This window comes from Trabulsiella odontotermitis (assembly GCF_001297775.1).
In the GTDB taxonomy this organism is placed as follows: Bacteria; Pseudomonadota; Gammaproteobacteria; order Enterobacterales; family Enterobacteriaceae; genus Trabulsiella; species Trabulsiella odontotermitis.
Genome location: NZ_LIFX01000010.1, coordinates 1 through 20,950 on the forward strand (window position 1 = coordinate 1; position 20,950 = coordinate 20,950).

A 20,950-nucleotide genomic window follows, 5' to 3' on the forward strand; every position below is an offset into this window, starting at 1 on the left:
GTTGTTGGGTAGGGGAGCGTTCTGTAAGCCGTTGAAGGTGGTCTGTGAGGACTGCTGGAGGTATCAGAAGTGCGAATGCTGACATAAGTAACGATAAAGCGGGTGAAAAGCCCGCTCGCCGGAAGACCAAGGGTTCCTGTCCAACGTTAATCGGGGCAGGGTGAGTCGACCCCTAAGGCGAGGCCGAAAGGCGTAGTCGATGGGAAACAGGTTAATATTCCTGTACTTGGTGTTACTGCGAAGGGGGGACGGAGAAGGCTATGTCATCCGGGCGACGGTTGTCCCGGTTTAAGCGTGCAGGTGTGTGCTCCAGGCAAATCCGGAGCGCTTTAACACTGAGGCGTGATGACGAGGCACTACGGTGCTGAAGTGACAGATGCCCTGCTTCCAGGAAAAGCCTCTAAGCTCCAGGTAACACGAAATCGTACCCCAAACCGACACAGGTGGTCAGGTAGAGAATACCAAGGCGCTTGAGAGAACTCGGGTGAAGGAACTAGGCAAAATGGTGCCGTAACTTCGGGAGAAGGCACGCTGGTGCGTAGGTGAAGTCCCTTGCGGATGGAGCTGAGACCAGTCGAAGATACCAGCTGGCTGCAACTGTTTATTAAAAACACAGCACTGTGCAAACACGAAAGTGGACGTATACGGTGTGACGCCTGCCCGGTGCCGGAAGGTTAATTGATGGGGTCAGCCGTAAGGCGAAGCTCCTGATCGAAGCCCCGGTAAACGGCGGCCGTAACTATAACGGTCCTAAGGTAGCGAAATTCCTTGTCGGGTAAGTTCCGACCTGCACGAATGGCGTAATGATGGCCAGGCTGTCTCCACCCGAGACTCAGTGAAATTGAACTCGCTGTGAAGATGCAGTGTACCCGCGGCAAGACGGAAAGACCCCGTGAACCTTTACTATAGCTTGACACTGAACATTGAGCCTTGATGTGTAGGATAGGTGGGAGGCTTTGAAGCGTGGACGCCAGTCTGCGTGGAGCCGACCTTGAAATACCACCCTTTAATGTTTGATGTTCTAACGTGGACCCGTGATCCGGGTTGCGGACAGTGTCTGGTGGGTAGTTTGACTGGGGCGGTCTCCTCCTAAAGAGTAACGGAGGAGCACGAAGGTTGGCTAATCCTGGTCGGACATCAGGAGGTTAGTGCAATGGCATAAGCCAGCTTGACTGCGAGCGTGACGGCGCGAGCAGGTGCGAAAGCAGGTCATAGTGATCCGGTGGTTCTGAATGGAAGGGCCATCGCTCAACGGATAAAAGGTACTCCGGGGATAACAGGCTGATACCGCCCAAGAGTTCATATCGACGGCGGTGTTTGGCACCTCGATGTCGGCTCATCACATCCTGGGGCTGAAGTAGGTCCCAAGGGTATGGCTGTTCGCCATTTAAAGTGGTACGCGAGCTGGGTTTAGAACGTCGTGAGACAGTTCGGTCCCTATCTGCCGTGGGCGCTGGAGAATTGAGGGGGGCTGCTCCTAGTACGAGAGGACCGGAGTGGACGCATCACTGGTGTTCGGGTTGTCATGCCAATGGCACTGCCCGGTAGCTAAATGCGGAAGAGATAAGTGCTGAAAGCATCTAAGCACGAAACTTGCCCCGAGATGAGTTCTCCCTGACTCCTTGAGAGTCCTGAAGGAACGTTGAAGACGACGACGTTGATAGGCCGGGTGTGTAAGCGCAGCGATGCGTTGAGCTAACCGGTACTAATGAACCGTGAGGCTTAACCTTACAACGCCGAAGATGTTTTGGCGGATTTGAGAGAATATTCAGCTTTGATTCAGAGTCCGAAGGATTTTGCGCTGAGACAAGGCGGCAAACGAAGGAAAGGAAGGAGCATACTGAGGTATGTGACTGACTTTACGAGAGCAGCCAACGCGGTATCAGTGTAAAAGACACAGGACGGGCACAAAGAATTTGCCTGGCGGCTTTAGCGCGGTGGTCCCACCTGACCCCATGCCGAACTCAGAAGTGAAACGCCGTAGCGCCGATGGTAGTGTGGGGCTTCCCCATGTGAGAGTAGGACACTGCCAGGCATCCATTGCGTGAAGAGGCCATCCGGAAGGATGGCCTTTTTGCGTTTCTGCACGTCAGAAAAACTTCATCCCCACCTGCGTAAAATCCTGATTCGTGATCCTGCTAACAGAATTCGTGATCATAGTCGCATAATCGAAAGTAACAATTATGTAACATTTCCATCACTTATTTTACCATCTTAGCGGCGTGTAACGTCCAATGAGACAAGCCGCATTCTGGCAGGAGAACGACGACAATGACCGAAACGAGCATAGCTGCGCGTGATTCACTGACGGGTAGCGATACCCGGCGACGAGTATGGGCGATTGTCGGTGCCTCTTCAGGTAACCTGGTGGAATGGTTTGATTTCTATGTCTACTCGTTCTGCTCTCTTTATTTCGCCCATATCTTTTTCCCCGCAGGCAACACCACCACGCAATTGTTGCAAACGGCTGGCGTATTCGCCGCCGGATTTTTGATGCGTCCGATTGGCGGCTGGTTGTTCGGTCGTATCGCCGATCGCCATGGCCGAAAAAAATCCATGCTGATCTCGGTGTGCATGATGTGTTTCGGTTCACTGGTGATCGCCTGCCTGCCAGGTTACGCCACGATCGGCACCTGGGCGCCAGCGCTGTTACTGCTGGCCCGACTGTTCCAGGGGCTATCAGTTGGCGGAGAATATGGCACCAGCGCAACATATATGAGTGAAGTCGCCGTGGAAGGGCGCAAAGGGTTTTACGCCTCCTTCCAGTACGTGACACTGATTGGCGGACAGTTGCTGGCATTGCTGGTTGTTGTGGTATTACAACAGATCCTGAGTAGTGAAGATCTCCATGCCTGGGGCTGGCGGATCCCGTTTGCACTGGGCGCGGTGCTGGCCATTGTCGCGCTGTGGCTGCGTCGTCAACTGGATGAAACTTCACAAAAGGAGACCCGCACGCTGAAAGAGGCTGGTTCGTTCAGGGGATTGTGGCGTAATCGCAAGGCGTTCCTGATGGTGCTGGGTTTTACCGCCGGAGGATCGCTGACGTTTTACACCTTTACCACCTATATGCAGAAGTATCTGGTCAACACAGCCGGAATGAGCGCAAACACTGCCAGTATCCTGATGACGGCCGCGCTGTTTGTGTTCATGTTGATCCAGCCGATCATCGGCGCGTTGTCTGACCGAATTGGCCGCCGGACGTCGATGCTCATCTTTGGCGGACTGGCGACAGTATGTACCGTGCCCATTTTATCCGCGCTGCAGAGCGTGACGTCTCCCGTGGCTGCATTTGCACTAGTGATGTGCGCGTTGCTCATTGTCAGCTTCTATACCTCGATAAGCGGTATCCTGAAAGCAGAGATGTTTCCGGCGCAGGTCAGGGCGTTAGGGGTCGGTCTGTCGTATGCAGTGGCGAATGCGTTGTTTGGTGGGTCGGCAGAATATGTCGCGTTGTCACTGAAATCGGCTGGTATCGAGTCCGCGTTTTTCTGGTACGTAACCCTGATGGGTGCGCTGGCGTTTCTGGTGTCACTGATGCTGCACGCGAAAGGAAAAGGACTGCGTCTCTAGCCGTTACTGATGCGCCAGTTGCCAGACAGTAAACCCCGTAGTGGCACCGGCGACATCCCAGGCAAAGTCTTTCCAGCTCCAGCCGCTTCCTGCCGGGCGGCTGTCCCATAGCTCTTTACCTGCCCCGAGACTGACGGAAAACAGTAATCCGATAGCCGCGCTGCGATCGCGGCTGATTCCCTGATGCTGAGCATATTCATTGCCCGCCGCGGAGAGCATGGCGGATGCAAGAAAATGCTGCGCCTTATCCTGTCCGGACCACTGGTCATTCGCCATATGGCTACAACCACCGAGAAGCAACACGGCGAAAAGCAACAAAACGCGCATGAGATAGCCTGACTCCATAAGAAAAAGCCCCGGATGAGCGGGGCCAGAGAATTACAGAATACGGCTGATCAGCTTGTCTATTCGGATCCGGCGCAGACGGCGGATCAGCTTACGCACTTTCACCGGGTAATCGGCGATACTTTGCAGATCGCGATAATGTTTCACCACCGTGGTATGCGTGCGGATCAGTTCCAGTTCTTTTTGACGGGACGCCGCCAGTTGATGTTGGGGATCATGGATGAGAATGGCGTTCTCGAGATCCAGTCGCCAGGCGCGCGGGTTCAGGTTGTTCCCCGTCAGCAACATCCATTCGTCATCCACCCACATGCCTTTCAGATGATAAGTGTTGTCATCATCTTTCCATAAACGAACCACGAGTTGCTCGGTGTTTACGTAGTATTGCAGGCGGCTGAGGAAGCGACGCAGGTTGATCTCATAGAGATACGGCAGCGCGCCGATAATTTTAAACGGCTGATCTTCCGGGATATAAAAATCATTGGCGGTTTTGTCGCCAACAATGATTTCCACCTTTTTCCCTTCCCGCAGCAACTGGATGATATTACGCACCAGCAGGGCAGGCAGATTGAAATACGGCGTGCAAATGGTGAGTTTATGCTCCGCACAGGGCATCAAATGGAAGATGGTTTTATTCAGGACGCTCGATTTGCCCAGCCCGACCAGCGGCGTGACGGAAAGCTGTTCGTTATCGGCATCACCCTGATAGTGATAACCGGTATCGCGCAATTCCTGACGATACAAACGCACGTCGTTTTTGATTTCCGGGCTTCTCGGGCGATCAGGCTTATCCAGACGGTGAACACCGCGCCCTTGCACGAGATTCTGATCAGCCCAGTTAAACATGATGTCCGCCATCTGCTGATTACGAACGCAGTGGTAGCGATCGTAGCGGTACTTATCATGCTGATGTAGGTAGACATCGTTCAGACTGGCGCCACTGTAGAGCACGCAGTCATCAATGATAAAGCCTTTGAAATGCAGCACGCCCAGCGCTTCTCGGGTATTGACCGGCACGCCATAAACGGGCACATCAACGCCCGCATTTTCCTGCGCCATACGGCAATACCAGTCCGCATTGGTGTTCGATGCCGCCGCGCCGATACGGCCACGCTGCGCCCGATGCCAGTCAACCAGCACACGGACGTCTAATTCAGGGCGTTGACGCTTGGCGTCATACAGTGCCTGCAAAATGCCCTTACCACCGTCGTCCTGCTCAAGATAAAGCGCAACGATACAGATACGGTGTGTGGCGCTGGCAATCTTCGCCAGCAGGGCTTCCCGAAAATCCGCGGGAGCGTAAAAAAACGCGACATCATCAACTGACTGAGAGAGCTTAGGTAGTTGAGCAAGGTGTTGTTGATGTTTATTTCGCTTAAATTTTGACAACATCACAGTGCAATTCTTCTCTGTTTATTGAAGGGTCCTCTGTACCATGCAGACGACAGAAGCGAACAATAATACCACCACTACTGGCTAAAGTGGTTAACATTTCCAGCAACTTACTTACGATCGCCAGAGGACGCCAGTTTGAGCGTTAAGCCAACGATGCCTTCCTCCAGTTGGATGTCCACCTCGAAGCCCAACTTGCGCGCCAGCGCCACCATGCCCTGATTATGCGGCATCGTGATCCCCGTGAGTCGTGCCAGGCCGTGGTCACGGGCATAGCCAATCAGTTTTTCCAGTAGCCTGCGTCCCAGCCCCAAGCCTTTCAGATCCGAACGCACCAGCACGGCGAATTCTGCATCCGTATTATCAGGATCGGAAATCGCGCGCGCGACGCCGAGGATCTCCGGTTCGCTACCGGTAAGCCGCACTGCGACGAAGGCCATTTCTCGATCGTAGTCGATCTGGGTCATGTTGGCTAAATCATCATGGGTAAATTCGTTGATCTCGCTAAAGTAGCGATAATAGAGATCTTCTTTCGTCACCTGCGAGATAAAGCGCTGCAGCGCGGGCTCATCCTCAGGCAGGATCGGCCGAAACAAACAGCGCTCACCGTTTTTCATCTCCACCCATTGTTCCAGTTGCTGCGGATATGGGCGTACCGCCAGTCGGCTTTCACTGTCGCCTTCAAACGGCGCAATCTCCAGCGTGACGTCCAAGGCAGTAAATTCGGCACCCGATGCCAGCAAAGGGTGAATATCGAGACGCTGGATTTCCGGGCAATCGACAATCAGGTTGGAAACCTGTACCAGCAACTGGCTTAGTCCTGCGACATCCAGCGGACGCAACGCGCTGCGACCACGGATCTTCTTATTCTTGATCGCCTGAATGACCAGATAGCGGGCGAGGTTCATGTTCAGCGGCGGTAACGCGACGGCGGCCTGATCCTGCGCCCGCCATTCAACACCGCCTTCGCCGAGCATAATCAGCGGGCCAAACACCGGATCGTGCTCAACGACGACCCGTAATTCCTGAGCGCCCGCACGGTTGGCCATACTTTGCACCAGCAGGCCATGAATGCGCGCCTGTGGCCATGTCATTTTCACGCGGTCGAGCATCGCGTCAGCCGCGCGTTGAACTTCCGCCGCCGTACGCAGATAGAGCATGACCCCCTGTACTTCCGATTTATGCGGAATATCGGGCGAGCGCAATTTCAGCGCCACCGGATAACCAATCTGTTCGGCAATATGAACCGCTTCCGTGCTGTCGGCAGCAATCCAGGTCGGCAGTGTGTGCAGACCGTAAGCCTTCAGTACCGGCTGAACTTCATGCGTGTCGAGTGAGGTCGCGCCATCGGCGATGGCCTTTTGCAGCAGGGTATGCGCTTCCGCCGCGTTAGCCGTCAGGTTCAGCGGGATCGTCGGTGTTTCACGCAGTTGTTTCTGGTTTCGACGATATTCAACCATGTGCATAAAGGCGGTTATCGTCCCTTCCGGCGTGCGATAGGTAGGAATGCCGGCATCACTGAACAGGCGGCGCGCCTCCTGCGAGGAATATTCGCCGCACCAGTTGGTCAGCACGCTCACATATTTGCCGCGTGGATGCTTTTTCACTGCGTCAATCAGCGCCAGTGCGCTTTCAGTCCCGGGTGATGCGGCGCTGGGGGCGTGGATCACCAGCAATGCATCGAAGTCCTGGCTGTCCAGGAGGATATTGATCGCCGAGGTATAATGCTCGCTGAATGCGTCGTCGCGTAAATCCAGCGGGTTAGCCACCTCCACGCCGTCACGCAGCGCCTGGCGCAGCCGTGTAAGCGTCTCTTCGCTCAGTGTCGCCAGCTTACCGTTACGTAACCAGAGTTCATCCAGTGCCAGCGCTGCTGGCGCGGCGCCGTTGCTGACGATCATCAGCTTGTCGCCACGCAACGGACGCATATGGCTGAGGGTTTCAACGGCTGAAAAGAGTTCGTGGGTGTCCTGCACGCGCAGCAAACCCGCGCGCTGAATGGCGGCATCCCAGGCGGGATCAATACCCGAGTTGACGTGCAGCAATCGCTGCGCGTCCGGGCTGCGGCCGCTTTTAATCACCAGAATGGGTTTATTCCGCGAAGCGCTACGGGCGGCGGAAACGAACCGGCGCGCGTCGCTGAGATGTTCCAGATAGAGCAGAATGGCGCTGGTTTTGGTATCGCGGGCGAGGTAGTCGAGCAAATCATCGACGTCGATATCCAGGCTGTCGCCGAGGGCGATGAAGTAGGAAAAACCCATCTCCCGTTGCTGCGCCCAGTCGAGGATTGTGTTAGACACCGCCGCGGATTGCGAAATAAACGCCAGTTTGCCGGGGCGAATAGGTACTGGCGAAAAGCTGGCGTTCAGCCCCTGCCAGGGCGCCAGCAGTCCCAGACTGTTTGGCCCTAAAAGCCGCATCTGATAGCGGCGGGCGCAGGCTTTCAGTTCAGCAAACTGTTCCGGCGGCGAAGAAAGAATAATGCACGTTTTGCATCCCTTTTCCCCTAATGCTTCCAGTAAGGCCAGATTGCGTTTCGCGTGTGTACAGAGCACCGCAAGATCGGGCGTGAATGGCAGGCTGTCGATATCCGGCCAGGCGAGCACGCCCAGCACCGCTTTCCAGTTCGGCGTGACGGGCAACACCGGGCCGCTGAATCCGCCGGACAACAAATTGCGCATCATCAGATAACCGGCACGCTGAGGTTTCATTGAGGCGCCAATGACAGCGATTGATTTGGGGCGAAGTAGCGCTTCCAGGCCACGCTGGCTCATACCGGTCTCCTTTGCACAAGTGACCGGATGATTCTAAACGCTTTCTTCCATTTCTGCTGTGACGCTTCCCTTATGCTGCGTTTTTCCTGCCAGATAGCGCGAGCGGAAACGGCCGAAGTGATCCCCGAGCGCGGCGGCGGCATCGGTATCGCCCGCCAGATCCAGCAAAGCGATCGCCACTTCCGCCGTACAGTACTGCCCTTCGGCATGCACTTCACGCAGCCGATACGCCGACACGCGCGACAGATCGACCGAGATCAGCGGCAGGTCATCGAGCCACGGGCTTTTGCGAAACATTTTCCGCGCTTCTGTCCATGTGCCATCGAGCATAATAAACAGCGGCGGCTTGCCACTGGCTGGCGTGCTGATCACCTGACGATCGGGTCCGGCGTATGAGGCCGGAAACACCACAACGGGCTGGTAGTCCGGGTGACGTACCAGATCCAGCAGCGCCTGCGGCGGCGTGGTTCGCGACCATTGAAACGCGTCGGTGTCGGGCAGAATATCCGCGATAAGCCGCCCGGTATTGCTCGGTTTCATCGGCTCGGTATCGAACATCACCAGGCAAAAACGGCTTCTGGCATTTGCGGTGGTGAGGGTATCGCACAAACACTGTCTGAGCGGCAGCAGGCAACGCTGGCACCGACGAATTCGGTTTCCCCTGGCGAGAAAAGGGCGGGTGGCGCGCGCAAGACGTTCAGCGCGTAATCTGAGAACGGCGTTATCGGTCATGGATGTCTGGCAGAAAAAACGCCATTGTCGCAGAGGTTAATACGGGGCACAAGTTGTGCCCCGGCAGGATCAGGACGGCGTGGCCTCGTTCAGCCAGTTGTCAAACGGTGCTTTCGGTACGGCGCCATTCAACATATCAATCACTTCGCCATTCCTGAAAATCATGATGGTTGGAATACTGCGGATGCGAAACCGCGCGCTCAGCTCAGGTTCCGCTTCAGTATTCACTTTGACAAAGCGCATTTTTCCGCTGCGCTCTTCCGCAACATCTTCAAAGATCGGCGCAAAGCTTTTGCAGGGGCCGCACCATGGCGCCCAGAAATCGACCACAACAGGAAGATCGTCTTTCAGCAGTTTATCCAGCGTTGCGTCGGTGGCATGGATCACGTCACCATCAAACAGGTCGTGACCACAGCGTCCACACTTCGCTGCATCGTTAAGACGATCATCGGGGATGCGGTTAAGCGCCTGACAGCTGGCACAAACGGTATTCATAACTAACCTCGGGTCTGAATGGGCAACGGCATCGCGTCGCTGCCGGATTGTTTCGATAATGTTACATATTATCGGCGAAGGCGCGTAAATGGACAAAGTGGTTTATTCAATGAGTACAATAGTCATAGTCTTTTGTAGGAAGTCATGGCGAAGCGGGGCCACATCGGGTAATCTTCGCGCTTCGCGCAGCGCAGGTGGAGAAAGAGATGAACGACGAACTGAAGAATAAAAGCGGCAAGGTCAAAGTGATGTATGTCCGCAGTGATGATGACTCGGATAAACGCACCCAGAATCCGCGTACCGGAAAGGGTGGAGGGCGCGCTGGCGCTTCCCGTACTGAAGGTGGTCGTCGTCCGTCACGTGAGGGTAAATCCTCGCAACCTGCGCGTGAGCGCAACCGCGATCGTAATGATCGCGATCGTGATGCTTCTCCGTGGCGCACCGTTTCCCGCGCTCCTGGCGATGACACGCCAGTGAAACCGGATCACGGCGGCATTAGCGGTAAAAGTTTTATCGATCCGGAAGTGCTGCGTCGTCAGCGGGCCGAAGAGACGCGTGTGTATGGCGAAAATGCCTGCCAGGCACTGTTCCAGAGCCGCCCGGATTCTATCGTTCGCGCCTGGTTTATCCAGAGCGTCACGCCGCGTTTTAAAGAAGCGCTGCGCTGGATGGCGGCGAACCGCAAAGCGTACCACGTGGTGGATGATGCGGAGCTGACCAAAGCGTCCGGCACCGAACACCATGGCGGCGTCTGCTTCCTGATCAAAAAACGTAACGGCACCACGGTGAAACAGTGGGTGAGCCAGGCGGCAGAAGATGATTGCGTACTGGCGCTGGAAGATGTCGGCAACCCGCACAACCTCGGCGCGATGATGCGCAGCTGCGCCCACTTCGGCGTGAAAGGTGTGGTAGTACAGGATGCCGCGCTGCTGGAGTCCGGTGCGGCAATTCGTACCGCAGAAGGTGGTGCCGAGCATGTTGAGCCGATTACCGGCGACAGCTTCATCGAGACGCTCGACCAGTTCCGCAACGCGGGTTACACCATCGTTTCCACTTCCAGCCACAAAGGCACGCCGCTGTTTAAAGCCACGCTGCCGAAGAAAATGGTGCTGGTGCTGGGTCAGGAACGTGATGGCCTGTCGGATGCGGCGCTGGACAGCGCCGATCTGAACGTGTCAATCAATGGCACCGGCCATGTTGAGAGCCTGAACGTCTCCGTTGCGACTGGCGTGCTGCTTGCCGAATGGTGGCGACAGAATAAAGCCTGATGCAAAAAAGCCAGCGTCTTCGCTGGCTTTTTTATTACTCGCTTTCCGCGGGTAGCACTGGCATCCAGTCAATCGGTGTTTCGCCATGCTGCGATAACCACTCATTGGCCAGCACGAAATGGTTGCAGCCGAAAAAGCCGCGATGCGCCGACAGCGGTGACGGGTGAGGGGCTCTCAGCACGTGATGGCGCTGCTTGTCGATAATCGCGCCTTTCTTCTGCGCGTGTGATCCCCACAGTAAAAACACCACCCCTTCGCGATGTTCATTGATAAGGCTGATGACCTTATCGGTGAAGGTTTCCCACCCCAGACTGGCGTGCGAGTGCGCCTGACCGGCACGCACCGTTAAAACGGTATTGAGCAACAGAACGCCCTGGCGCGCCCAGCTTTCCAGATAACCATGATCCGGGCGGGTAAAGCCGGGAATGGATTGCTCCAGCTCTTTATACATATTGAGCAGCGAAGGCGGCGTGGCGATGCCGGGGCGAACGGAAAACGCCAGACCATGCGCCTGCCCCGGACCGTGATAGGGATCCTGGCCCAGGATAACCACCTTCACCTCACCCAGTTCAGTAAAACGAAAGGCGTTAAACACATCTTTCTGCGGCGGATAGATAGTCATACCGGACTGCCGCTCGCTGGCGACCGTCTTCAGCGTATTCAAAAAATAGGGCTGTTGCTTTTCGTCAGCCAGCACGTCGTGCCAGGTTAATTCGGTTGTCATTTCGCTCTCCTGCGAATCGGTATGCTGATAGCTTAACTGCTTCTTTCTGCATAACAAAATCTGTAAACCAGAAACCCCGTGATCACTATAAAAAAAGTTGAAAATTTACAAAAATAATTAGATGTCACAGGCCGTGTAACTTGATATAAAACAAGTATTTTCTGGTATACCCCTCATTGTGGCATGGTTTTTATTGATATAAATCAAAGAATCAAGGGTGTGTCACTGTTATACATACACTCAAGCAACAATGGTTTTACCAATTGGCCGGGCACCGGTCGGTTAAATGAATATGCAGAGCCTGAGGAGGCACCAAATGATTACAGGTATTCAGATTACTAAAGCCGCAAATGACAATCTGCTGAACTCTTTCTGGTTGCTGGACAGCGAGAAGGGTGAAGCTCGTTGCCTGTGCGCCAAAGGTGATTTCACGGAAGATCAGGTTGTTGCTGTCAGCAATCTGGGTGACATCGAATACCGTGAAATCCCGGTAGACGTAAAACCGGAAGTGCGTGTGGAAGGCGGTCAGCACCTGAACGTTAACGTGCTGCGTCGTGAAACGCTGGAAGATGCGGTTAAGCATCCGGAAAAATATCCGCAGCTGACCATCCGTGTTTCGGGTTATGCCGTTCGTTTCAACTCACTGACGCCGGAACAGCAGCGCGACGTTATCGCGCGTACCTTTACCGAAAGCCTGTAATTCTTACGGGCGCGGAAATAAAAAAACCGGGAATGTGACTTCCCGGTTTTTTTTACTCTTCTGTCGACGGCGCTGAGTCTGTACTGCCGCTCGGCTTACGACGCTTACCAATGTTCTTGGTATCGCGATGGCGTTTCTTAACGCGCGGTTTTTCTTTCTCTTTCTCTTTTTTCTTCTCTTCGCGTTTTGCCAGCGCTTTCTTCGACGGTTTCCCGGTCATCTTCTCACTTGGCGCACGCGTAGTCGGGCGAAGCTCATCAATGACGCGCGACTTCAGCGGTTCTTCGATATAGCGGCCGATTTTCTGCAGCAGCAGGTGATCGTGGGCTTCAACCAGCGAGATTGCGGTACCTTTGCGGCCCGCACGACCCGTACGACCAATGCGGTGCAGGTAGGTGTCGCCACTGCGCGGCATGTCGAAGTTAATGACGTGGCTCACGTCAGGGATATCAATTCCGCGAGCTGCGACGTCGGTGGCAATCAGCACGTTAACGCGGCCGTCGGTGAGACGTTTAATGCCTTCGTTACGTTTAACCTGCGCCATCTCGCCTTCGAGGTAGCAGTTGTTGATGCCTGATGAACGCAGCATTTCCGCCAGTTCATGTACACGCTCACGTTTACGCACGAAAACAATAGAACGGGTGGCGTCTTCCTGTTTCAGCAGGTGCTTCAACAGGGCGACTTTGTGTTCGAAGTTGTCGGCACGGTAATACCACTGGTGAATTTTCTTGCGCTCACGGGTGGATGGCGTTGCGGATACTTCCACCGGATCTTCCAGCAGACGCTCAGCAAAATCTTTAATGGCATCGCCTTCGAGGGTGGCGGAAAACAGCATCGTTTGCTTACGCCAGCGGGTTTCCCCTGAAATATGCTCGATGTCCTGGGCAAAGCCCATATCAAGCATCCGATCCGCTTCGTCAAGAATGAGCGTTTCGACCGCGCGGCAATCGAAATTTTCTTCTTTAATATATTGCAGCAGACGACCTGTCGTCGCGACAACGATATCCTGGTTTTCGCTGAACACTTCCGCGTGATTCATATAGGCCACACCGCCGGTAATTGTGGCGATATCAAGATGCGTATGCGCCGCCAGCTCACGGGCGTGTTCGGCAACCTGCATGGCCAGCTCGCGGGTCGGCGTCAGGATCAAAATGCGCGGCGGCCCGGATTTTTTGCGCGGGAAGTCGAGCAGGTGCTGCAACGCTGGCAGCAAATATGCCGCTGTTTTACCGGTACCGGTCGGCGCAGAACCAAGGACATCACGGCCATCGAGCGCAGGCGGAATAGCGGCAGCCTGAATGGCGGTCGGGCGAGTGAAACCTTTATCCTGGAGGGCATCCAGAAGGTTTTCGTCGAGTTCGAGTTCGGAAAAAGTCGTTACAGTCATGATCTACCTCTGTGTGGGGCGCTGATTATAGACGTTACGGCTGTAATGTTCATCTGTTTGTATGGATATCTGTTCTCAGGTATTGTGCTTAACCTAAAACAAATCCCGCTTTTACTTGCCAGGATGCATGTTATGTTTGACCCAAAATCCGTGCTGCGTCGTAATGGATTTACCTTCAAGCAGTTCTTTGTCGCACACGATCGTTGTGCCATGAAAGTGGGGACCGATGGCATCCTGCTGGGTGCCTGGGCACCGATTGCCCGCGTCAATCGTATTCTCGATATCGGTACGGGAAGCGGTCTGCTGGCGCTGATGCTGGCGCAAAGAACTGACGATCACGTCGCCATTGATGCCGTTGAACTCGATGACGCCGCCGCCGCGCAGGCGCAGGAAAACGTCGCCGAATCACCGTGGTCTGCGCGTGTGCAGGTGCATCACGCGGATATTCAGCAGTGGCTTCACCAGCAAACCCGCCGTTATGACCTGATTGTCAGCAATCCGCCCTATTATGAGCAGGGCGTGGAGTGCGCGACGCCGCAGCGCGAGCAAGCCCGTTATACCACCTCGCTCGATCACACCGCTCTGCTGAATTGTGCCGCAGAAGCGATCACCGAAGAGGGATTTTTCTGCCTGGTGCTGCCGGAAAGTATCGGCACGGCGTTTACTGAGAAAGCCCTTTCGCTCGGCTGGAATTTGCGTCTGCGTACGGACATCGCTGAAACCGAACTACGCCCGCCGCATCGCGTGCTGTTAGCGTTTTCGCCTAAAGCAGGGGAGTATTTTTGCGATCGGCTGGTGATTCGTGGGCCAGAGCAGCAATACTCAGAAGGGTATACTGCTCTGACCCAGGCGTTCTATTTATTCATGTAAGCCAGCGGGGAAAGCACTGACGGGCCGGATTCCGCCAGCGGTTGCGGGTAATCCAGCGTATAGTGCAGACCCCGACTCTCTTTGCGCATCATGGCGCAGCGCACGATCAGCTCAGCCACCTGAACCAGGTTGCGCAGCTCCAGTAAATTATTCGACACGCGGAATTTCGCGTAGTACTCGTCCAGCTCCTGCTGCAACAGGGTGATACGACGCAGCGCGCGCTCAAGTCGCTTTGTCGTCCGCACGATGCCGACGTAGTCCCACATAAAGAGGCGCAACTCGTGCCAGTTATGCTGGATAACGACCAGTTCGTCCGGGTTTTCGACGCGGCTTTCATCCCAGGCGGGGAGTGACGATGTCGCACGCGCGTAGGGCATCCGTTTTTTAATATCTTCGGCCGCTGACCAGCCGTAGACGAGGCATTCCAGCAGTGAGTTGGACGCCATCCGGTTTGCACCATGCAGCCCGGTATAGCTTACTTCGCCGATGGCATACAGACCGTCGACGTCGGTACGACCGTAATCATCCACCATCACACCGCCGCAGGTGTAATGTGCCGCAGGCACGATCGGTACGGGCTGTTTCGTAAGATCAATGCCCAGACCGAGCAGCTTGTCGTAAATCATCGGGAAGTGCTGGCGAATGAAGTCCGCAGGCTTGTGGCTGATGTCGAGATACATACAGTCGGCGCCGAGACGTTTCATCTCATGGTCGATGGCGCGGGCAACGATATCGCGAGGCGCCAGCTCGCTGCGGGCATCAAAATCAGGCATAAAGCGCGTGCCGTCAGGGCGCTTCAGCAACGCGCCTTCGCCGCGAAGCGCTTCCGTCAACAGGAAATTTCTCGCCTGCGGATGATAAAGCGCGGTCGGGTGAAACTGATTAAACTCCAGATTCGCCACGCGACAGCCTGCGCGCCATGCCATGGCAATGCCGTCACCCGATGAGATATCCGGGTTGGTGGTGTACTGATACACTTTCGATGCGCCGCCCGTCGCCAGTACCACCGATTTTGCCTGACAGGTTTCCACGCGCTCCTGATTGCGGTTCCAGATCCACGCGCCGACGACGCGCCGCGTGCCGGACAGGCCGATTTTATCGGAGATGATCAGGTCGACGGCGTTATGGCGTTCGAGAATCTGAATGTTGGGATGATTCAGCGCTTTGCTGACCAGCGTGGTTTCCACGGCTTTACCGGTCGCGTCGGCGGAATGAAGAATACGGCGATGGCTGTGTCCGCCCTCCCGCGTCAGGTGGTAGCTCTCTTCACCATTGGCCTGAGTTTGTGTATCGAACAACACGCCCTGGTCGATAAGCCATTGCACGCAGGATTTCGCGTTGCTGGCGACAAACGAGACGGCGTGGCGGTCACAGATCCCGGCACCAGCAATTAAGGTGTCTTCGACGTGCGATTCGATGCTGTCTGTCTCGTCAAACACCGCGGCGATACCGCCCTGCGCGTAAAAGGTGGAACCTTCGCTGGCCGGGCCTTTACTTAAAACAATCACCGAGCTGTGTTCCGCCAGGCGTAATGCCAGCGATAACCCTGCAGCACCGCTGCCGATAATAAGCACATCACAAGCGTGGTTGGGTGTCGTATTCATCTTTTTTGTTTAATGTACTAAACATGGTTTGGCGAGCATACCACTCAGATGCGCGCTTTAGCACATTTTTTTAAGATAAAGTTGTAATGACTAAACAGAAAGACGATGTAAGAAGATGTCTGAAAGCGAGAAAATATTTTGCGAAGCAGATCGTTAGCTTCAGATTTTATGATGAAATAAACCCTGTGTTAAGCTACCCTGCTGGCGTGCAGAACACGTTAATTACAGGCAATCATGTTGTTAAGCATCGGTAGACTTATAATGAACCATAATGAAAGGTCTCAATGATTAACAAAAAAACAATGGCGTAATGGAACTTTATGGTTATCAGAAACTCTAACCGGTTGCTTGCTCATAATGCAATGATGGAGTGGCGTTCTGATTACGCATGGGAATTAGGTTTGGGGAGACATTACCTCGGATGAGCGAGCAGTTAACGGATCAGGTCCTCGTTGAACGGGTCCAGAAGGGAGATCAGAAAGCCTTTAACCTACTGGTAGTGCGCTATCAGCATAAGGTGGCGAGTCTGGTTTCCCGCTATGTACCGTCAGGTGACGTGCCTGATGTCGTACAAGAGTCTTTTATTAAGGCCTATCGTGCGCTGGATTCTTTCCGGGGAGATAGTGCTTTTTATACCTGGTTGTATCGCATCGCGGTTAACACCGCGAAGAACTACCTGGTCGCTCAGGGGCGTCGTCCGCCATCAAGCGATGTGGACGCAATTGAAGCAGAAAACTACGAAAGTGGCGGCGCGCTGAAAGAAATTTCGAACCCTGAGAACTTAATGTTGTCAGAAGAACTGAGACAAATTGTTTTTCGTACCATTGAGTCGCTTCCGGAGGATTTACGCATGGCAATTACCCTGCGGGAGCTGGATGGCCTGAGCTATGAAGAGATAGCCGCTATCATGGATTGTCCGGTCGGTACAGTTCGTTCGCGTATCTTCCGGGCGCGAGAAGCTATTGATAATAAAGTTCAACCGCTTATCAGGCGTTGACGATAGCGGGATACTGGAAAAGGTATTTAGGCATGCAGAAAGAACAACTTTCCGCTTTAATGGATGGCGAAACGCTGGATAACGAGCTTCTCAATACGTTGAGTGGTTCACCTGAACTGCAGAAAACGTGGGAAAGCTACCACCTCATCCGCGATTCACTCCGTGGCGATACCGGCGAGATGCTGCATTTTGATATCTCCGCCCGCGTCATGGCCGCCATTGAAAATGAGCCTGTGCGCCAGGCAACGCCGTTGATTCCTGAAGCCCAACCGGCACCACACCAGTGGCAGAAAATGCCGTTCTGGCAGAAAGTGCGCCCGTGGGCCAGCTCACTCACACAAATGGGTGTCGCCGCCTGTGTATCGCTTGCAGTCATCGTCGGCGTGCAGCAGTATAATGGGCAATCTGAATCATCCCAGCAGCCTGAAGCACCTGTCTTCAACACACTGCCAATGATGGGTAAAGCCAGCCCGGTTAGCCTGGGCGTACCTACTGATGCCACCGCCGGTACCGGCCAGCAACAGCAGGTGCAGGAGCAGCGCCGTCGTATCAATGCAATGTTGCAGGATTATGAGTTGCAGCGCCGCTTGCACTCCGAACAGCTTCAGTTTGAACAGGCACAAACCCAGCAAGCCGCTGTTCAGGTGCCAGGGTATCAAACTTTAGGAACGCAATCGCAGTAATGAAGCAACTTTGGTGTGCCATTCCGTTTGTGGTTGGTAGCCTGTTCTTCTCTGTCAACGCCTCGGCTGATGTCTCGTCCGGGGCGTTGTTGCAGCAAATGAACCTGGCGAGCCAGTCACTCAATTACGAGCTGTCATTTGTCAGCATCAGCAAGCAAGGCGTCGAATCACTGCGTTATCGCCACGCTCGTCTTAACAATCAACCGTTATCTCAGCTTCTGCAGATGGATGGCCCGCGCCGTGAAGTCGTCCAGCGCGGGAATGAGATCAGCTATTTTGAGCCAGGGCTCGAACCCTTCACGCTCAATGGCGACTACATCGTTGATTCCCTGCCTTCGCTGGTCTATACCGATTTCAAACGCCTGTCGCCTTACTACGACTTTATCTCCGTCGGGCGAACCCGTATTGCCGATCACCTGTGCGAAGTGATTCGCGTGGTGGCAAAAGATGGCACGCGTTACAGCTATATCGTCTGGCTGGATTCCGAAACCAAGCTGCCGCTGCGCGTCGATTTGCTCGATCGTGACGGCGAAACGCTGGAGCAGTTCCGGGTGATCGCTTTCACCGTGAACAACAGCGTGAGCGATAGCATGGAAAATCTGGCCAAAGCCAGTCTGCCGCCGCTGCTTTCTGTTCCGGCGGGAGATAAATCCAACTTTAACTGGACGACCTCCTGGGTGCCGCAGGGCTTCAGCGAAGTCTCCAGCAGCCGCCGCACATTGCCTACGCTTAACGTGGCGGTGGAATCGCGTCTTTATTCTGACGGTTTGTTTAGCTTCTCCGTTAACGTCAGCCGCGCAACGCCGACCAGCAGCGAACAAATGCTGCGTACAGGGCGTCGCACGGTGACCACCTCGGTTCGCGACAACGCGGAAATCACTATCGTCGGCGAGCTGCCGCCGCCAACCGCGAAGCGTATCGCGGAAAGCGTTAAATTCGGGGCAGTGCAATGATTAAAGAGTGGGCAACCGTCGTCTCCTGGCAAAGCGGGCTGGCGAAGGTCAGTTGTGATGTCAAAGCCTCGTGCAGCAGTTGTGCATCGCGCGTGGGTTGCGGCTCCCGCATACTGAACAAGCTCGGGCCGCAAACACAACATACGATCATCGTGCCGAGCGAGCAGCCGCTTGTCGCCGGGCAAAAAGTGGAACTGGGTATTGCGGAAAGCAGCCTGCTGAGTTCTGCGCTGCTGGTCTATATGTCGCCGCTGGTGGGGTTGTTTGTGGTGGGCGGCCTCTTTCAGGTGCTGTTTGGCGGCGATCTCGCCGCGCTCTGCGGTGCGCTACTCGGTGGCGTCGGCGGCTTTTTGCTTGCCCGTGGTCTGTCGCCCGCGCTGGCGGCTCGCGCCGAATGGCAGCCGGTCATCCTGAGTGTTGGCCTTCCTCCTGACATGCTGCGTGTTGACGCATCCCCTTCCGAAACAGGCCAGTGATCGCGCTGGCTTTTGTTTTACTTACATCTCGCATCAGATCTCCCGCTAAGCTTACCGGAAGAGCATTTCCTGGTTGTAGCGATGTAGTGTAGAATGCGGCGTTTTCGAACGACACAACGTCAGGCACAGAACAGCGGCCTCAAGGTATTCGTAAGGCATAATTAATTAATATATGAAGAACATACGTAACTTTTCGATCATTGCTCATATCGACCACGGTAAGTCGACGCTGTCTGACCGCATCATCCAGATTTGCGGTGGCCTTTCTGATCGTGAAATGGAAGCGCAGGTTCTCGACTCCATGGACCTGGAGCGCGAGCGCGGCATTACGATTAAAGCGCAAAGCGTGACGCTCGATTATAAAGCCTCCGATGGCGAAACTTATCAGCTGAATTTTATCGATACCCCGGGCCACGTTGACTTTTCCTATGAAGTCTCTCGTTCTCTGGCCGCGTGCGAAGGCGCGCTGCTGGTGGTTGACGCCGGGCAGGGGGTTGAAGCCCAGACGCTGGCGAACTGCTATACCGCCATTGAAATGGACCTGGAAGTGGTTCCGGTTCTGAACAAAATCGATTTGCCTGCCGCTGACCCTGAGCGTGTGGCGGAAGAGATTGAAGATATCGTCGGCATTGACGCCACCGATGCGGTGCGCTGCTCGGCGAAAACCGGCGTTGGCGTTCAGGATGTGCTGGAGCGCCTGGTGCGTGATATCCCGGCGCCGGAAGGTGACGAAAACGCACCGCTGCAGGCCCTGATCATCGACTCCTGGTTTGATAACTATCTGGGCGTCGTTTCACTGGTGCGCGTTAAAAACGGCACGCTGCGCAAAGGCGACAAAATTAAGGTGATGAGCACCGGTCAGGTGTACAACGCCGATCGTCTTGGCATCTTTACGCCAAAACAGGTGGATCGTACCGAATTGAAATGCGGCGAAGTGGGCTGGCTGGTGTGTGCGATTAAAGACATTCTTGGCGCGCCGGTGGGGGATACCCTGACGCAATCGCGTAATCCTGCCGATAAAGCCTTACCGGGCTTTAAAAAAGTGAAGCCGCAGGTGTATGCCGGTCTGTTCCCGGTCAGCTCTGATGATTACGAAGCCTTCCGCGATGCGCTTGGCAAGCTGAGCCTGAACGATGCTTCCCTGTTTTACGAGCCGGAAAGCTCCACAGCGCTGGGCTTCGGTTTCCGCTGTGGCTTCCTCGGTTTGCTGCACATGGAGATCATCCAGGAGCGTCTGGAACGTGAATACGATCTGGATCTCATCACCACCGCGCCGACGGTAGTGTACGAAGTTGAGATGACCAACAAAGAAGTGGTTTACGTCGACAGCCCGTCCAAGCTGCCGCCGCTGAACAACATTAACGAACTGCGCGAGCCTATCGCTGAGTGTCACATGCTGTTGCCGCAGGAGTATCTCGGTAACGTCATCACCCTTTGCGTGGAAAAACGCGGCGTGCAGACCAACATGGTTTACCACGGCAATCAGGTGGCGCTGACCTATGAAATCCCGATGGCGGAAGTGGTCCTCGACTTCTTCGACCGTCTGAAGTCAACCTCCCGCGGCTATGCGTCGCTGGATTACAACTTCAAGCGTTTCCAGGCCTCCAACATGGTGCGCGTGGATGTGCTGATCAACGGCGAGCGTGTCGATGCGCTGGCGCTGATCACCCACAACGATAACGCGCCATACCGTGGGCGTGAGCTGGTCGAGAAGATGAAAGAGCTGATCCCGCGTCAGCAATTTGATATCGCTATCCAGGCGGCAATTGGTAACCACATTATTGCGCGCTCTACCGTGAAACAGTTGCGTAAAAACGTTCTGGCAAAATGTTACGGTGGTGACGTGAGCCGTAAGAAAAAGCTGCTGCAGAAACAGAAAGAAGGTAAGAAGCGAATGAAGCAGGTCGGTAACGTTGAGCTGCCGCAGGAAGCATTCCTCGCCATTCTGCATGTCGGTAAAGACGGTAAATAACCCTTAAGGAG

18 protein-coding genes and 2 rRNA genes are annotated in these 20,950 nt (G+C 54.8%); 12 read left to right on the forward strand and 8 right to left on the reverse strand.

Going from position 1 to position 20,950, the window contains the following annotated elements; all coding sequences use genetic code 11:
- From AOY23_RS13835 to AOY23_RS13845, 3 genes are all read left to right on the forward strand, one after another.
- Positions 1 to 1,730, forward strand: a 23S ribosomal RNA gene (locus AOY23_RS13835); the annotation flags it as partial.
- 189 nt (positions 1,731 to 1,919) lie between these two features.
- A 5S ribosomal RNA gene (gene rrf, locus AOY23_RS13840) occupies positions 1,920 to 2,035 on the forward strand.
- Positions 2,036 to 2,271: 236 nt separating this feature from the next.
- Positions 2,272 to 3,570 (forward strand): MFS family transporter, encoded by a 1,299-nt coding sequence (locus AOY23_RS13845; RefSeq protein WP_054179367.1) that lies wholly within the window; start codon positions 2,272 to 2,274, stop codon positions 3,568 to 3,570.
- 3 nt (positions 3,571 to 3,573) lie between these two features.
- Here the strand turns inward: AOY23_RS13845 and AOY23_RS13850 are convergent, their stop codons facing one another.
- The 5 genes from AOY23_RS13850 to trxC all read right to left on the reverse strand — a co-directional run bounded on the left by AOY23_RS13850 (position 3,574) and on the right by trxC (position 9,305).
- The gene (locus AOY23_RS13850) at positions 3,574 to 3,897 is read right to left on the reverse strand and encodes a YfiM family lipoprotein (RefSeq protein WP_054179368.1); all 324 of its coding nucleotides are present in this window, start codon (positions 3,895 to 3,897) and stop codon (positions 3,574 to 3,576) included.
- Between the two features lie 51 nt (positions 3,898 to 3,948).
- Positions 3,949 to 5,304 (reverse strand): CDP-diacylglycerol--serine O-phosphatidyltransferase, encoded by a 1,356-nt coding sequence (gene pssA, locus AOY23_RS13855; RefSeq protein ID WP_054179369.1) that lies wholly within the window; start codon positions 5,302 to 5,304, stop codon positions 3,949 to 3,951.
- 110 nt (positions 5,305 to 5,414) lie between these two features.
- Entirely contained in the window at positions 5,415 to 8,078 is a 2,664-nt protein-coding gene (locus tag AOY23_RS13860) for a bifunctional acetate--CoA ligase family protein/GNAT family N-acetyltransferase (protein WP_054179370.1), read from the reverse strand.
- A gap of 33 nt (positions 8,079 to 8,111) precedes the next feature.
- Complete coding sequence (gene tapT / locus AOY23_RS13865; RefSeq protein WP_054179371.1) at positions 8,112 to 8,810, reverse strand: tRNA-uridine aminocarboxypropyltransferase; 699 nt, start codon at positions 8,808 to 8,810, stop codon at positions 8,112 to 8,114.
- A gap of 69 nt (positions 8,811 to 8,879) precedes the next feature.
- The gene (gene trxC, locus AOY23_RS13870) at positions 8,880 to 9,305 is read right to left on the reverse strand and encodes a thioredoxin TrxC (protein ID WP_054179372.1); all 426 of its coding nucleotides are present in this window, start codon (positions 9,303 to 9,305) and stop codon (positions 8,880 to 8,882) included.
- 206 nt (positions 9,306 to 9,511) lie between these two features.
- Between trxC and AOY23_RS13875 the strand changes: the two genes are divergently transcribed.
- Complete coding sequence (locus AOY23_RS13875) at positions 9,512 to 10,573, forward strand: tRNA/rRNA methyltransferase (protein WP_054179373.1); 1,062 nt, start codon at positions 9,512 to 9,514, stop codon at positions 10,571 to 10,573.
- Between the two features lie 34 nt (positions 10,574 to 10,607).
- Here AOY23_RS13875 and ung read toward each other — a convergent pair whose 3' ends face one another.
- Entirely contained in the window at positions 10,608 to 11,297 is a 690-nt protein-coding gene (ung, locus tag AOY23_RS13880; RefSeq protein WP_054179374.1) for a uracil-DNA glycosylase, read from the reverse strand.
- 316 nt (positions 11,298 to 11,613) lie between these two features.
- On the opposite strand from ung, the gene grcA reads away from it, so the two are divergent.
- A complete protein-coding gene (gene grcA / locus AOY23_RS13885) occupies positions 11,614 to 11,997 on the forward strand; it encodes an autonomous glycyl radical cofactor GrcA (RefSeq protein WP_038157224.1) in 384 nt (127 codons plus the stop codon).
- A 52-nt stretch (positions 11,998 to 12,049) separates the two neighbouring features.
- Here grcA and srmB read toward each other — a convergent pair whose 3' ends face one another.
- A complete protein-coding gene (gene srmB / locus AOY23_RS13890) occupies positions 12,050 to 13,384 on the reverse strand; it encodes an ATP-dependent RNA helicase SrmB (protein WP_054179375.1) in 1,335 nt (444 codons plus the stop codon).
- Positions 13,385 to 13,516: 132 nt separating this feature from the next.
- On the opposite strand from srmB, the gene trmN reads away from it, so the two are divergent.
- Positions 13,517 to 14,254 carry a tRNA(1)(Val) (adenine(37)-N(6))-methyltransferase TrmN gene (gene trmN / locus AOY23_RS13895; RefSeq protein WP_054179376.1) on the forward strand — a complete coding sequence of 246 codons (738 nt, stop codon included), beginning with the start codon at positions 13,517 to 13,519 and terminating at the stop codon, positions 14,252 to 14,254.
- Here the strand turns inward: trmN and nadB are convergent.
- Positions 14,239 to 15,858, reverse strand: a complete 1,620-nt coding sequence (nadB, locus tag AOY23_RS13900) for an L-aspartate oxidase (protein WP_054179377.1) — start codon at positions 15,856 to 15,858, stop codon at positions 14,239 to 14,241. The genes trmN and nadB overlap by 16 nt on opposite strands.
- A 365-nt stretch (positions 15,859 to 16,223) precedes the next feature.
- Between nadB and rseD the strand changes: the two genes are divergently transcribed.
- From rseD to lepA, 6 genes are all read left to right on the forward strand, one after another.
- Complete coding sequence (rseD, locus tag AOY23_RS23015) at positions 16,224 to 16,283, forward strand: rpoE leader peptide RseD (protein ID WP_235501711.1); 60 nt, start codon at positions 16,224 to 16,226, stop codon at positions 16,281 to 16,283.
- On the forward strand, positions 16,280 to 16,855 hold the full coding sequence (gene rpoE, locus AOY23_RS13905; RefSeq protein WP_038157215.1) for an RNA polymerase sigma factor RpoE: 576 nt from the start codon (positions 16,280 to 16,282) through the stop codon (positions 16,853 to 16,855). Before rseD ends, rpoE begins: the two co-directional genes overlap by 4 nt.
- A 32-nt stretch (positions 16,856 to 16,887) precedes the next feature.
- Positions 16,888 to 17,538, forward strand: a complete 651-nt coding sequence (gene rseA, locus AOY23_RS13910) for an anti-sigma-E factor RseA (protein WP_054179378.1) — start codon at positions 16,888 to 16,890, stop codon at positions 17,536 to 17,538.
- Positions 17,538 to 18,491 carry a sigma-E factor regulatory protein RseB gene (rseB, locus tag AOY23_RS13915; RefSeq protein WP_054179379.1) on the forward strand — a complete coding sequence of 318 codons (954 nt, stop codon included), beginning with the start codon at positions 17,538 to 17,540 and terminating at the stop codon, positions 18,489 to 18,491. Before rseA ends, rseB begins: the two co-directional genes overlap by 1 nt.
- Positions 18,488 to 18,967, forward strand: coding sequence for a SoxR-reducing system protein RseC (rseC, locus tag AOY23_RS13920; protein WP_054179380.1), 480 nt, complete (start codon positions 18,488 to 18,490; stop codon positions 18,965 to 18,967). Before rseB ends, rseC begins: the two co-directional genes overlap by 4 nt.
- 172 nt (positions 18,968 to 19,139) lie before the next feature.
- Complete coding sequence (gene lepA, locus AOY23_RS13925; RefSeq protein WP_054179381.1) at positions 19,140 to 20,939, forward strand: translation elongation factor 4; 1,800 nt, start codon at positions 19,140 to 19,142, stop codon at positions 20,937 to 20,939.
- The last annotated feature ends 11 nt before the right edge of the window (positions 20,940 to 20,950 follow it).

Coding starts and splice junctions, on each gene's coding strand:
- ung (WP_054179374.1), bottom strand. CDS start 11,297: ATGACAACCGAATTAACCTGGCACGACGTGCTGGCTGACGAAAAGCAA.
- trmN (WP_054179376.1), top strand. CDS start 13,517: ATGTTTGACCCAAAATCCGTGCTGCGTCGTAATGGATTTACCTTCAAG.
- grcA (WP_038157224.1), top strand. CDS start 11,614: ATGATTACAGGTATTCAGATTACTAAAGCCGCAAATGACAATCTGCTG.
- AOY23_RS13860 (WP_054179370.1), bottom strand. CDS start 8,078: ATGAGCCAGCGTGGCCTGGAAGCGCTACTTCGCCCCAAATCAATCGCT.
- pssA (WP_054179369.1), bottom strand. CDS start 5,304: ATGTTGTCAAAATTTAAGCGAAATAAACATCAACAACACCTTGCTCAA.
- AOY23_RS13875 (WP_054179373.1), top strand. CDS start 9,512: ATGAACGACGAACTGAAGAATAAAAGCGGCAAGGTCAAAGTGATGTAT.
- rpoE (WP_038157215.1), top strand. CDS start 16,280: ATGAGCGAGCAGTTAACGGATCAGGTCCTCGTTGAACGGGTCCAGAAG.
- rseC (WP_054179380.1), top strand. CDS start 18,488: ATGATTAAAGAGTGGGCAACCGTCGTCTCCTGGCAAAGCGGGCTGGCG.
- srmB (WP_054179375.1), bottom strand. CDS start 13,384: ATGACTGTAACGACTTTTTCCGAACTCGAACTCGACGAAAACCTTCTG.
- rseB (WP_054179379.1), top strand. CDS start 17,538: ATGAAGCAACTTTGGTGTGCCATTCCGTTTGTGGTTGGTAGCCTGTTC.
- AOY23_RS13850 (WP_054179368.1), bottom strand. CDS start 3,897: ATGCGCGTTTTGTTGCTTTTCGCCGTGTTGCTTCTCGGTGGTTGTAGC.
- tapT (WP_054179371.1), bottom strand. CDS start 8,810: ATGACCGATAACGCCGTTCTCAGATTACGCGCTGAACGTCTTGCGCGC.
- trxC (WP_054179372.1), bottom strand. CDS start 9,305: ATGAATACCGTTTGTGCCAGCTGTCAGGCGCTTAACCGCATCCCCGAT.
- rseA (WP_054179378.1), top strand. CDS start 16,888: ATGCAGAAAGAACAACTTTCCGCTTTAATGGATGGCGAAACGCTGGAT.
- AOY23_RS13845 (WP_054179367.1), top strand. CDS start 2,272: ATGACCGAAACGAGCATAGCTGCGCGTGATTCACTGACGGGTAGCGAT.
- nadB (WP_054179377.1), bottom strand. CDS start 15,858: ATGAATACGACACCCAACCACGCTTGTGATGTGCTTATTATCGGCAGC.
- lepA (WP_054179381.1), top strand. CDS start 19,140: ATGAAGAACATACGTAACTTTTCGATCATTGCTCATATCGACCACGGT.